Raw genomic sequence first — 13,904 nt, 5'->3', positions numbered from 1 at the left:
AATCTCAAAATTTCCGTTAGATTATTATTGTGCGTAGATGACCGTAGTTTACCACTGATTTAAATGTGTTAACGCTGTCAGCCAATCGCTTGGCATAATGCCAAATATTTGTTCGATTTTTTGGCAACTCAGTTTTGAGTTGGTAGGTCGTTTCGCTGGAGTGGGGTATTGCTCTGAAGTTATGGCGTTTACCCTTATCTGCCTATCGATAATACCCTGAGACTTAGCTTGCGTGAAAATATCAACTGCAAATTGGTGCCAGTTGACATGAGGCAATCCAGAGAAATGATACACACCATACTCTTTATTACCGACATTCAGGGCGTTGGCCATCACGATAAGTGCATTGGCAATATCACCTGCATATGTGGGGCCACCGAATTGGTCAGCAACAACTCCTAATGTGTCTCTTGTTTTGGCTAATCGCAGCATGGTTTTTACAAAATTATTGCCGTGTTCGCCAAACACCCATGCAGTACGAAGTATAATATGTCGAGGACACTCTTTAGCTATGGCTAATTCACCCGCGAGTTTACTTTCCCCATAAACTCCTTGCGGAGCTACAGGATCTTCTTCATTGTATAAACCTTGTTTGTCACCAGAGAAAACATAATCAGTTGATATGTGAAGAAGTATTGCTCCATTCTTGTGCGCAGCAGCAGCCAAAAATCTTGGTCCGTCACGGTTTATTGCATAACAAAGTTCAACGTCTTGTTCTGCTTTGTCTACAGCGGTGTAGGCGGCGGCGTTTATAATAACATCAGGGGTAAATTGCTTAACTATTGCATCAACTTGAACCGGATCTGTAATATCTAACTCTTGACGGGTTAACGCTAAAAATTCAATTTCTGGCTTTTGCTGTAATCTGTTTACCAAGCAACTGCCGACTTGACCATTACTGCCAGTGATTAAGATCTTCATTATCAGGCTTCACTCAACAATCGCATGAGATAACGCCCATATCCATTTTTAAGCATAGGGCTAGCTTTTTCCTTTAGCTGTTCAGCGCTAAGCCATCCGTTACGAAAGGCTATTTCTTCTAAACAAGCCACCTTCAGTCCTTGAACATTCTGAATTGTCTCTACAAATGAGGATGCTTCATGCAGACTTTCGTGTGTGCCTGTATCTAACCAAGCAAAACCACGACCAAGCAATTCAACATTCAGCGAGCCATCATTTAAGTACATTTCATTGAGCGTAGTGATTTCTAATTCACCACGAGCTGATGGCTTAACCAATTTTGCGAGTTCTACTACACGATTGTCATAGAAATACAGACCTGTTACTGCGTAGTTTGATTTGGGCTTGGCAGGCTTTTCTTCGATGGAGATCGCCTTCATATTATTATCAAACTCAACGACCCCGAAACGTTCAGGGTCTTTTACCTGGTAACCAAACACAGTTGCCCCACTTTCTCTGCTAGCAGCACTGCGTAAAGTTTTACTAAATGACTGACCGTAGAAAATGTTGTCACCAAGTACTAAGCAAACACTATCTTTCCCGATGAATTGCTCTCCGATTAAGAAAGCTTGAGCTAAACCGTCGGGACTGGGCTGAATAGCGTATTGAATACTTACGCCAAAATCTCCGCCATCACCTAATAAGCGGGTAAAGCTTTCGTTGTCTTCAGGAGTGGTGATAATCAAGATATCCCGGATGCCCGCCAGCATTAAGGTTGATAGTGGGTAGTAGATCATGGGTTTGTCGTAAACTGGCAATAACTGCTTTGAAACACCACGGGTGATAGGATAAAGGCGGGTACCGGAGCCACCAGCTAGAATAATACCCTTCATTTTCTAACTCCCAGACCTAGACGAGTCCCCTGATATTCACCGCTTCTTACTCGTTGCCACCACTGCTCATTTTCGAGATACCAAGTAACTGTTTTGCGCAGACCTGTTACGAATGTTTCTTGAGGCTGCCAGCCGAGTTCATTCGCAATCTTTGTTGCATCAATGGCGTAACGTCTATCGTGCCCTGGTCTGTCTGCAACATAGGTGATCTGTTCACTGTAACTGCCATCTTCTTTAGGCTTGATATCATCAAGGATATGACAAATCGCTTCTACTACCTCGATATTTTTCTTTTCGTTATGGCCGCCGATGTTGTAGGTCTCCCCTACTTTTCCTTCAGTGACCACTTTATATAAAGCCCTCGCGTGGTCTTCAACATACAACCAATCACGAATTTGATCGCCTTTGCCATAGATAGGCAGCTCCTTCCCATCAAGGGCATTAAGGATGACTAGTGGGATTAGCTTTTCAGGGAAATGATAAGGACCGTAATTGTTTGAGCAATTAGTAACGATGGTGGGTAAACCGTAAGTGCGACGCCACGCACGAACTAAATGGTCACTGGATGCTTTAGAGGCAGAATAAGGACTACTTGGTGCGTAAGCGGTTTTCTCGGTGAACAGTGGCAATTCCCCAGGCTCTTCATCAGGATGAGGTAAGTCGCCATAAACTTCATCTGTCGAGATATGGTGAAAACGAAAGGTGGACTTTTGTTCGGTATTGAGTTTATTCCAATAGGACCGAGTGGCTTCTAAAAGCGTATAAGTACCACCGATGTTAGTTTGGATAAAAGCAGCAGGGCCATCAATTGAACGGTCAACATGCGACTCCGCAGCCAAATGCATTACTGCATCCGGTTGATGTTCTGCAAACACTCTTTCTAATTCGTTTGGGTCACAAATATCCACTTGTTCAAATGCATATCTGTCACTCGAATCAATTTCCGCTAGTGACTCTAAATTACCCGCATACGTAAGCTTATCTACGTTGACGACACTATCATTTGTATTTTGAATTATATGTCTTACAACTGCAGAGCCGATAAACCCAGCGCCACCTGTTACTAAAATTTTCATTTAAAATCTCTAATTACTATAATTAATATGACTAGAACTTATTATTAGAATCAAAACATTAAGAAGAGTGGAACCTATAAGATGTCTCATCCAATCGGATTAGCTGAGACAGTTTTTATTCATTTTGAGACAGTAAAAAACATCTAACACACTGTAATTACTTGATTTTAACTGCCGTTCCACAATCTCTCAATAGGTCATTTTTTGACAAAATATCTTACCAATACTAAAAAGACTGCCAGCATGCCGCCCAGTAAAGTTCCCAGCACACAAATCAACGCTCTCTTTGGTTTGAATTTCTCTTCAGGCACCAGTGCTGGATCGACCGTTTTAAAAATATATTCATCGCGGACTTCAGCAAACATAATAGTCTTTGCTTGTTCTTCCACTAACTTGTACAAAACAGTTCGGATATCAGCGACATTGGTTTGTTCGATCTGTTTTTCCAAATATTCAGTGCTGCGCTTTGCTTCTGTAACATCCCGTTGTTTCATTACCTGATTGATATCTGTAACCAACCAGTCAACCCATTGTTTGGCGATATAGGGAGATTTGTGCTCAATCGATACCGTTACTAATCCTGACTGCTTATCACTGGTTACTGAAAAAATTTTGGTAAACGCTTTGTATGCTTCCTGCATAGAGGGCTTAGCCTGCAAAGGAGGTTTAACTTTTCGCACCCATTCCTTAGTGGTGGCATCATAGAGTTCAGAATCATATGAAATTTTATTATCGCTGAGACTCCATTTATCAACCGCCATGAGCTCTGGCAAAATGTGGTGTTTTTCAATGAAATCTGAAGTGAATTTTCGTGACTGCATCACTTCGATGGCTAATTCAGTCTTATCTGCACCACCATTTTTTCCCAAATTAATGCCGGCTAGGCTTGCCAGTCCACCAAACTGGTTTGCCAAAGCAGATAGCCCACCACCTTGAGCCTCTTCCGCGGGCGCCAACAATGCCTCTGACTTATAAATATTCGGCATCCACAATGCTAAAGCAACCGCGCCTATAGCAAATACTAGAGTGATGGCGATAATGAGTATCTTTCCGGCCCAAATAACGCTAAAGAGTTCTCTCAGGTCGATTTCGTCACTTGTCTCAAACTGCCGCGGGGCAAATTCAGCATCTTGCGGATTAGAAATGGTATTTGACATAAAAATATAGTGCTAAGCCGTAGCTATAAGTTGTAAGAAAAGCTAAGCAATATTGCATCAGCTAGAGATAAAAATAAAAAGGTAACTCAAGTACCAAGGTACAAACGTTATGCCAATGGCAGCATGTGATGGTCTAGCGGAAATAACTTAAACACTCACAGGCCAATCCTCTTTTTCGCGTGCCGCGCACATAAATTTATGTACGCGGCATAAAGCTAGTTACAACTACAAATTGGCAATGGCCGCAAGTGCAACTGCTGAGTTATAAAAGATTGATGTGACTTGCGACCATAACGTCAGATTATCTTTGTACTCAGTATCGAGAGGTACCACAATGGTATCGCCAGCAGAGAGGTTATCCTCACTCGAAAACCAGAAAGAATTATGTGGCATCATCACTGAACCATCTGCCTTTATGACATAAATGCGGTCAGTATCTGCACGTTTCCTAGCGCCGCCAGCCATCTCTAAATACTGATTTAGCGTCATGCCACTCTTAAATCTGTGAGTTGAGGGATGTTGTACTTCGCCTACTACAGAAATGATTTGCTTTTGTGCCGGCACATACAGCACATCTTTATCCTCAAGTTGCAGATCAGCCTGCTTTATTCCTAGGGAGATTGCTGGCAGATCGATAACTAAACGTCCAACAGCCTTGATATGTTCTAAATCAGTCAGCATTTTCTGCGCATCATCGTAATTCACCACGGTACCGTCTTTGGAAATACCTCTCGTGGCGATGTCTCGACGCAGTTGATCAGCCATCTGCTTGATTTCAATCTCTTCCTGCTTTTTGATTGAATCACGCACAAAGACTGCAGATGGCAGATAAGCATTATCAGTAAAGCCGCCTGCGCGAGTTAACACCTGTTCCAGTGTTTCGCCGCGACGAATACTGTAATTACCAGGGAACTTAACTTCACCCCGAATTTCAACAGACTGAGTCTCTTGCCACTCTGGAGTTTTCAAAACGGTCAGAACATCTCGAGGTTGCAAGCTGATATCAGCTCCCGCTTCATGATCCATCGCCTGCTTCACATTTACATTAAGATGCGCGATTGAAGAAGAGTCAGCATCCGTATAGGTACGGGTCAATTCTGCTCTCTGAATGTAAGCGCCTTCTTTCAATCCCCCAGCCGCCGCAATAAGATCACTTACAGTGGCCTTTTCAACAAGCGGGTATATACCGTCATATTGTATCTCGCCATTAATGGCGACCACTTTGGCTTCTTTGCCTGCACGGCTCTGAGTCTTAAGTGTTGCAATAATTGGATAGAGTAATTCCTGACGATTAAATTCCGAACTTAGTTTGATTAATCCTCTGTCATTGAAAAGCTGTAGTAACATCTTTTCCACTTCAGTTGACACTAAATCGGATTCTTGTGGGGCGGCATCGTCTTTAGCAAGTACTACACCCGCTAACTGATGTCTCTGCCCCAATTTTTCTTGCCCAAGTTGACTAAAACCTGACTGGAAGAGATCGGTATTAACTAACGAGTTGTCAGAGTTATTTCCTTTGGTTTTACTAATTTTCTGAATCTTATTAACTCGGTCTTTTACTAGTCTGTTTAGCTCGTAGCGATTTCTGATATGATTGCTTGCATTAAAAATAACTACTTTATCTTTAGGCATTAAAAGCACGTTATCTTGCGATGCAGTGTCTGTAATGGCTCTTGCAGGAGAAAATTGCAGTACTTTGATATCACCTACATCATTAATCTGCCGCACAACTAATGCGTATTTAAGATCGGCCCCCGCTAATAAATCACCATTTATAGTCGGTATGAGACTGCTGATTTTTTGGCCTTTAACCCATTGATATATACCAGGTCTTACCGCTGCACCAACCAAAGTGATAGCATTATCATATTCTGAAGAAGCACTCTTTACTCGCAGATAATCTCCATCTTTAGCGACAAATTTCTGGCCTGCTGAAGTTGTAAGATCGACGTTAATGATTGATTTCAATCCATCACGATTATAGCGCTCAATTGTACTACTTTTGGGGTAGGCTCCAGGCTTTAACCCAGCTGCCATTTTCACCACATCGATTAGATTTTCGTTTGGCTTCAACTCATATATTGCGGGCCGTTGCACATCTCCGGACACACTGATGGTGGGTCCCATTGCGGGAATAAACACAACATCGCCAGATCGGAGTGACAAGTCCTTTGAAGAATCACCATTCAGTAAAAGATCATAAAGATCAAACGTCGCAACAACTTTGCCCTGACGTTTCAACTGGATATTACGCAATGAGCCTATATCACTAACACCACCTGATACAAATAGCGCCTGCGTGATGGTAGACAAACTAGATACGGTATAAGAACCTGGTTTGTATGCATCTCCAGCAAGAAAAACTCTAATGGAACGCAATTCACCCATAGTGATGTTGATATCAACACCAATCATCTGTTGTTTAATTTGCTTTGATAATAAATCTCTAAGCTCTGAGAAGGACAAACCATTAACGTTGATAGGTCCAAGTCCAGGGAATTGCAATATACCTTCTCTGGTCACAGTCAATTCGTACTGTTCATTATCCTTACCATAAAGTTGCACTTTAATCGTGTCTCCAGGCCCCACCATATAATTAGAAGGCACTGGCGCATCAGAAACTGGAGCAAATGTGGTTGGAGACCCCGCAAACATCTCATATCCAAACCGCTTTAATGGCTGGTTCTGATCGTCTTTAAGGAAGCCCAAATCATCATCTTGCTTTTGGGAATCATCTGATTGGTCATTCCTAGGCTGAACGACCGGGGTGTTGTAGTTATTTTGGTTTTGAGTTGAGGATTGACTCTTCGCCGAAGTTAACTGGGACGGATCGATACCATATTGCTCGGCTAAACGGAGCTGCTCTGACTTGGGCAAACTTTTGAACTGTTCGACCATCTGCGGCGAAATTGTAACGGCTTCGGCCTGAACCAATCCGAAAGACAGAAGTGCTGCCAGCGCAAGTATTATCTTTCTTTTAATGAATGACACTCAAAAACTCTCCATCGAAAAAATGCTGCACAAATAAAACATTACAACTTCATCATTAAACTTAATATTGCGCCAAAATACTGACACTCAGCAAAACACTGACACATTTAGAAAAGAAGCACGCTACCGCCCATGGATTACGGCCTCCAAACTGCCTAACAATTTCAAATTTTAGATATAACTATTTGTTTTTTATTATTTTTGAAAAACAAAAATGCACACAAGAGCTTGATTTTACTTCAACGCCCTAAGCAAGTCAGTTCAAATATGCATCCAATTGCTAAAAATTATATATTTCTTATAAAAAACAAAAGAAAGCCATACATTGCACAATAAATGGAATGCATTTATAGATAACATCATACGGTTTTCATAATTCAAGCGATAAAACTCCATCCATGCAGTATCTATCTCTAAGAGAGCATAATCAGGCACATACCGCAGATATCAGTGAAGTTTTATCGACAATGAGTGATTGCATTTGTCCGAGGAAATTAAACAAAATCCGACACCGCTTATCACCACATTGCTCTTGAAAGACACCCTCTAGATCAGCAAATGGCCCGTCAGTAAATTTGACTTTATCACCATTCGCTAATGCTTTGGGTACCACTATAGGCTCGTTCATTTCTCGGTATTTGAGATGAGAAATCAAACGTTCGTCAATGGCACTCAATTCTTCCCGACAATTCACTAATCGAGCCACACCGCGAGTAGAATGCAGTTGCCGAACGCTAGTGATTGTAGGGTCAAATTTTATGAATAGGTAGTTAGGAAACAAGGGTTGTTTCTTTACAACAAGCAGACCTTTTTCTTTCTTTTCCATTCGCAACATCGGCAGATAGGTTTCTAACTGCTGCATAGTGAGATGCTGTTGTGCCCGCACTTCGCTGCGGGGCTTACAGTACAATAGGTACCAGGCCTTCATGCTGAATCTCTACTTCTGGATTAAGTGACGTCCTATCACGAGGGAGAATGATAGCAAAATCAGCTTTACGATTAAAAGCAAAATTCCACGACAAATTGTCTCAAATCAAATCCATTGTTAACATATTCTTAATATGTCTATTAGATGAACAGCCACGATACAGTGTGTTAGTTGTCCATCTTGACGATAATTATCATGCGTACAATTTTAGAATTTTTGAAATTTCAAAGGGTAACAGACTATAAATGAATAGGTTGTACAGAATGTAAACCTTATACTCGCAGTAATCTTGATAACAACTTGCCAATATTTTAACCACCAAAATTGTCAAACCGACATAAGTAACACAGTTGATCAGTAAATTTAATATAACAAATAACGAAGGTGGAACAATTTATGAGCCCAGCCGCAACTGACAAGACCTTTTTAGGGCACCCTCAGGGCCTATATCTGCTGTTTACTACCGAGTTATGGGAACGTTTCAGCTATTACGCGATGCGTGCCATTTTGGTGTTGTACTTGGTCGACAAAGTCCGCAACGAAGGCGGCTATGGTCTTGGTTGGGATCAGGATGACGCGCTACGCCTCTACGCGGCATTTACTGGTCTGTTCTATTTGACGCCTTTGTTTGGTGGCTGGCTGGCAGACAATGTGCTAGGGCAGCGGCAAGCAATCTATCTTGGTGGTACCTTGATGGCCTTAGGCCAGTTTTCTTTGGGACTTCCTCACCACTGGATTTCAGGCTATGAAACAGTGATGTTTTATCTCGGTTTGGCTGGGCTTGTGCTGGGTAATGGTTTATTCAAACCGAATATCTCCACTATGGTCGGGGATCTGTACCCGAAAGGCGATCATCGGCGTGATGGTGCATTTACCATTTTCTATATGGGCATCAATCTGGGCGCCTTTCTGTCGGCAATCGTTGTCGGTACCGTGGTTCGTTACTTTGATGGCGATTATCAGGCCGGCTTTGTCTGTGCTGGCATCGGCATGCTGTTATCACTGTTATTACAGTTTCTGTTTGCGCAGAAATTACTCGGCGATATAGGAACCTTACCTTCAGCCAAGTTAGAAAGACTCAAGCTAGGACAACAGATCAGTGCTCAAAAAACGCCACTCACTAAAGTAGAACGGGATCGTATCAAAGTGATTTTAATCATGGGCGTGTTTACCGCGATATTTTGGGCAGGTTTTGAACAAGCCGGAGGTCTATTTAATTTGTTTGCACTGAATTTTACCGACCGCATGATTAGTGACTGGGAAGTACCCACGGAATGGTTTCAGTCACTCAACTCACTGTTTATTTTTATATTAGCTCCGATAGTCGCATCAGTGTGGATCCGCTGTGGTGAACGTGAGCCTAATTCACCGGTGAAATTCGCTATGGCATTAGGATTTCTGGCGATAGGCTTTCTGTTCATGATCGCGGCAGTACTGCAAGTCGATGAAAGCACCTCAGCCAAAGCGAGCATGTTATGGCTGGTGGCGGCTTACTTCTTTCATACTCTAGGCGAATTGAGCCTGTCGCCGATAGGATTGTCCATGGTGACCAAACTGGCTCCCCTGCGTTTGATTTCCTTGATGATGGGAAGTTGGTTTGTCTTTACCTTTATCGGCAATTATACCGCCGGCATGGTGGGGTCATTGATTGGTAATAGCGACGACCAGAATATGCAGCTGAATAATGTTCTGGCCATTTTTGCTGGAATTGCCATTGCTGCGGTGATTGCCGGAATTATTCTCTATTTTATGGCCGATAAACTGGTGGACTGGATGCATGGTGCAGAAACCAATCTTCATACCCGTCGCGAGGAAGAAGTGCTAGAGCAGGAACTGGCCGTAACAGCAACACATGAAGTCATCAATAAACACTGATTATCTCGTAAAAGGCTGCGTTCATGCAGCCTTTTACTATGGTTACCCAATATGCATCTGCACAAATCCGCCTTCAACAGTATCAGGCGAATACACCAGCCCATGAAAATCATTTGCCATTAACATTTGCTTATGGGCGGGAATACCGGTAACCAAGCACAACGTGTCATCACCGTTTAATTGACGTGATTGCATCGACGGATGCCCCCACGCAAAGAGTCCTAGTTGCATGCTATCCGCTAATGCCAGACGGGTTAACGCTTCACCATGACGCAGATAACAGCGTAGCCCTCTCCCTGCCTGCGCCACCTGTAATTCATTATGCTTTAAATGCAGCGCCACATAGATAATATCGCAGTAGAGATCGACCCCGGCATTGACCAGACGCTCGTTAAGATATTTCAACATGGACTGAGGGTTGGTCACAGTGTCATCAATACGATTATTACTGTCTTTCACTTTTTGATTGACGAAACTCTTCAGCAAGACACAGGCAAAAGCCGCACGATTATCTTCAGGATAAAAATGTGCCATATACATGATGAAATGCTCCCCCCCCACCATCGCGGAATCAATGAAGTAAGGGCTTACCCGGTTATGGGTTAGCAAGGTGTAATCAACATGCACTTTGGGATAATCAATGGCGGAGCCCGGAAACAACTGCTGTTGGACACATTTGGCTGCCTCTGTATTTTGCTCAAGTAGTGCCAGATTCTGGTTGAGTTCAAGATAAGACAACTCATCAATATCGTCATTTAGTCCAGTGGGGGCTACGCCTGTAGATGCCAGACACTGGTTAATAGCGTATTCAACGGCATGCAAATCACTAAGCGGCTTAACCAGATAGTCGCTGGCGCCAAGACGTAAGGCTTCAGTAACCAGTGCCATACGCTGATTACCGGATAGAATAATAGAGGGAATTGAGGAACCACTGTTATAGATATGACGTAACATCGTCAGCCCATCCATGTTGGGCATATTCAGATCGGCAAGGATGATGTCGAAACGTTTTTTAACGAACTGTTCCAGACCATCACGGCCATCTCCAGCTTCGGTGACTAAAGCTCCGCGAGTTCGCAGAAACCTTGCGATCATATCCCGAAATACCGGATCATCTTCCACCAATAAGATATTTAAAGCTTCAAGCGCCATATAAACTTCCCGGCAAGAACCGTTACACTGGCGCCGCCACCGAAATGCATCTAGGCATATCAGGTAGTTTTAGACGGCAGCTAAAGGCTACTCCAGCTCCTGCATATATTCGTCAAGCAACTCATCATCATCCTTTTTTGATGGAACCTTTCCGTCATACACCTTGTAATCCACATACTGGATATAAGCGTCCTTGACAAAGCTGTATGGGTCGAGTGCGTTGTCTACCAAACGTTCTTGTTCAATTGCGGCAGCTCGGGCATTCAGGCCTTGAATTCCCCATTTGAGAACTTTTTGCCACAAGGTAAATTCTGCCATGGGAAAGTATAGACCATCCACCCAGTCAGTCGCGATTTCTCGAGTCACAAAGGGACCAGCAAACGGTGCCATAAAATATGGACCATTGGGCACGCCGTAATATCCCAATACCTCGTTGAAATCATCTTGCTTGCGTGGCATTCCCATCATGTCAGCCACATCAATCAAGCCCAAAATCCCAACAGTAGAGTTAACCACAAAACGACCACCAGCATTCAGCGCCCAGTGCCATTTACCCTGTAGAGTGTTATTCACTACGCTATGTGGCTCATCCAGATTTTGGACAAAGTTATCCAACCCCGTTTTTATCGGTTCAGGCACATAGTCCCGATACCCATGAGCTACTGGTCGTGCGACATATCTATCTAAATAATTGTAGTTAAAATTCCACATTGCCCGGTTGAAGCCTTCCCAAGGATCTCGCGGGTCTTTATAGGTAATAGAAACTTGTTTATCAGTTGGTTGAGTAATATCACCCTGTGCAGGCTTCTCCTCCGCTAATGCAGTGGACGCATACGTTAGAGCGAAAACCATTGGAAGCCACGGATACTTCATGTCTTTCTCTTCTGGGGTAACCTATTCTGAATATTAGTTGGGATTGGCTAAAGGATATAACTGTTCAGGCCGATACAGTGGTAATCAAAGCGCGTAGTAAACGTCAAAAGTCTGTCCATTGACCTGTTCCTTGGCTGTAAGGATACTGCGCTGGCAAAATAGATCAAATTCATATTTAGAATGTATTGTTCGAAAATACACATTAAAACCCTGGATTGAAACAATGAATCCAATAAATGGCACAATACCGCCTGATCTGCCAGGTTCAGTACCACCGGTTGCCGGTAACAGCACGGTATTGCCCGTCAATATTGATATATCCGGCGATGAGTTACAGATAACGCTACAGGGGAAGCAATTTACCCTGCAAACAATCGACGTACAGCAACAACTCAAATTAATGCTACAACAAGGAAAAGCTGCCGCATTAGAGCTGCAAAATCCGCTTCCAGAGGTGATGCAGGGCCGTGCTAGTCAGTTATTGGTACTCGCTGAAGCGATCCAGATAAAATTACCTGACGCCCTTACGCAATTGGCATCACAAAATGGCATTCCAATGCCATTATTGATGCAATTAGCCAGTCGGCCGCAAGGCTATCCATTACCGCCGGTGACAGTAGAAAAAAATGATATGCGCTTTGCCGGCGGAACGGTCATCACCATTCCACAAAACGTTAAGCTTCCTACCGGACAATATCTGGCAAAGGTGGTGGCAGATGGTGAAACGCTACAGTTAAAACTAGAACCAGTAACACATCGCTTTGATATTAGCTTAAAGGCCACAACCAATGCTGTTACTGCAACACCAGCCACGCCCGCGCAAGCCGCCATCGTGACCAGTAAACCCGATATAAGCGCTATCTTCAGCCACTGGATAAAATCGTTAGAACAGGTGCCGGCACCGCCAATAAAAAGTACGGCAGACACGGCTTCAGCAATCCCCATAACAGCCAGCAGCACTGTTTCCGTATCGCCAGCGACTAGTACCCCAGCGTCCGCTACACAATCAGTTGATATGATAAAGATGGCTACCGCTAGCAACACACAGGGAACAACCGTAAAAGCGGATACTGCAGCGATCCCCCTAGATAAACCGCTACCATTATCGAGTCAATCGCAGCCTTCGAGCCAAATCAATAAGCCTGTTGATATTCCAGCACCGCAGCAAACAGCTGAAACACCAGTAAATATAGCGGAGCCTCCCGCACAAACAGCAGGCACCCTACCAGCCTCTCTTAACTTTTTACAAAAAGCATTCAATAAATTAGGGGCCGTGCCAAGAACAGAGTTGCATGCGATGGAAGTAAAGCAAAATGTTGCGTCGGAGTTGCTTAAACTTCTGCCAGCATTGCAACCTAAACCACTAAGTAACCTTGCCGAACCGGTAACGCTAATGGCAGAGATGGCGGCACAAATGCGCTTTCAACCCAGTGCGCCAATTACCGCCCCCAATGCCACACAGTCAGATGCGGTAAGCACTATTTTGCAGTTGCTGATTGGGGTAAAAGCCTTTAGTCAGCAACAACACATCAGTCCTAGGCTTCGCCAGTATCTTCAAGCGCTGCAGACTCGCATCAATATCGCCCCACAGTTACTGCAAGCCTTACAGAACAATGATTCTTTAGAAAATGTTAACCATATGGCGCAGAGTATCCGCCTTTACCAGCAAGCCAGCGCCGATAATCAAGGGCAATGTTGGTATGTCACCTTGCCCTATTACCTCGATCAACGCCAAGAGCAGCTGGAAGCAAAATTCGAGCATACCGCTCAAGGTTCAGAAGGTGCCGATAAACGCAGCCAATGGCAACTACAGCTAAAATTTAATCTGAGTGGTGGTGCACTGCTAGCCAAGGCACAGATGCAAAATCATAGCGTTAACCTGCATTTTATCGGCAGTAGTCAGCTATTGATTGATAAAGTAAGTAACCACTTCGCAGCATTATCCACGAAGTTAACTCAGATAGGATTGACGCCAGCAGAGTTATCAGCACATGTCGCCCCGGTACCAGCCACCTTATTACCGGGCGATCACTATCTAGTGCAAATTAAAGCCTGAGGA

The 13,904-nt window shown here is 43.6% G+C and carries 10 protein-coding genes; 2 read left to right on the top strand and 8 right to left on the bottom strand.

Annotated elements, in window-relative coordinates; translation table 11 throughout:
• Positions 1-48: 48 nt before the first annotated feature.
• The 6 genes from rfbD to rfaH form a co-directional block, all read right to left on the bottom strand.
• Positions 49-921, bottom strand: a complete 873-nt coding sequence (rfbD, locus tag KDN34_RS05425) for a dTDP-4-dehydrorhamnose reductase (RefSeq protein ID WP_212595895.1) — start codon at positions 919-921, stop codon at positions 49-51.
• Between the two features lie 2 nt (positions 922-923).
• Positions 924-1,793 (bottom strand): glucose-1-phosphate thymidylyltransferase RfbA, encoded by an 870-nt coding sequence (gene rfbA, locus KDN34_RS05420; RefSeq protein WP_212595894.1) that lies wholly within the window; start codon positions 1,791-1,793, stop codon positions 924-926.
• On the bottom strand, positions 1,790-2,869 hold the full coding sequence (gene rfbB, locus KDN34_RS05415; RefSeq protein WP_212595893.1) for a dTDP-glucose 4,6-dehydratase: 1,080 nt from the start codon (positions 2,867-2,869) through the stop codon (positions 1,790-1,792). Before rfbB ends, rfbA begins: the two co-directional genes overlap by 4 nt.
• Before the next feature lie 197 nt (positions 2,870-3,066).
• Positions 3,067-4,026 carry a Wzz/FepE/Etk N-terminal domain-containing protein gene (locus KDN34_RS05410; RefSeq protein WP_212595892.1) on the bottom strand — a complete coding sequence of 320 codons (960 nt, stop codon included), beginning with the start codon at positions 4,024-4,026 and terminating at the stop codon, positions 3,067-3,069.
• A gap of 225 nt (positions 4,027-4,251) precedes the next feature.
• On the bottom strand, positions 4,252-7,017 hold the full coding sequence (locus KDN34_RS05405; protein ID WP_228730429.1) for an SLBB domain-containing protein: 2,766 nt from the start codon (positions 7,015-7,017) through the stop codon (positions 4,252-4,254).
• A gap of 427 nt (positions 7,018-7,444) precedes the next feature.
• Positions 7,445-7,945 (bottom strand): transcription/translation regulatory transformer protein RfaH, encoded by a 501-nt coding sequence (rfaH, locus tag KDN34_RS05400; protein ID WP_212595891.1) that lies wholly within the window; start codon positions 7,943-7,945, stop codon positions 7,445-7,447.
• Between the two features lie 396 nt (positions 7,946-8,341).
• Between rfaH and KDN34_RS05395 the strand changes: the two genes are divergently transcribed.
• Positions 8,342-9,820, top strand: coding sequence for a peptide MFS transporter (locus KDN34_RS05395; RefSeq protein ID WP_212595890.1), 1,479 nt, complete (start codon positions 8,342-8,344; stop codon positions 9,818-9,820).
• 42 nt (positions 9,821-9,862) lie between these two features.
• On the opposite strand, the gene KDN34_RS05390 is transcribed toward KDN34_RS05395, so the two are convergent.
• Together KDN34_RS05390 and KDN34_RS05385 are read right to left on the bottom strand one after the other, a co-directional pair.
• Entirely contained in the window at positions 9,863-10,972 is a 1,110-nt protein-coding gene (locus KDN34_RS05390) for a response regulator (RefSeq protein ID WP_212595889.1), read from the bottom strand.
• Between the two features lie 87 nt (positions 10,973-11,059).
• Complete coding sequence (locus tag KDN34_RS05385) at positions 11,060-11,845, bottom strand: MlaA family lipoprotein (RefSeq protein WP_212595888.1); 786 nt, start codon at positions 11,843-11,845, stop codon at positions 11,060-11,062.
• A 223-nt stretch (positions 11,846-12,068) separates the two neighbouring features.
• Between KDN34_RS05385 and KDN34_RS05380 the strand changes: the two genes are divergently transcribed.
• Positions 12,069-13,901, top strand: a complete 1,833-nt coding sequence (locus KDN34_RS05380) for a hypothetical protein (protein ID WP_212595887.1) — start codon at positions 12,069-12,071, stop codon at positions 13,899-13,901.
• Positions 13,902-13,904 lie beyond the last annotated feature (3 nt).

The sequence above is a fragment of the Shewanella yunxiaonensis genome (assembly GCF_018223345.1).
Taxonomy (GTDB): domain Bacteria; phylum Pseudomonadota; class Gammaproteobacteria; order Enterobacterales; family Shewanellaceae; genus Shewanella; species Shewanella yunxiaonensis.
The sequence above is the reverse complement of the archived record's forward strand: the minus strand, read 5'-3'. Positions and strand labels throughout refer to the sequence as shown.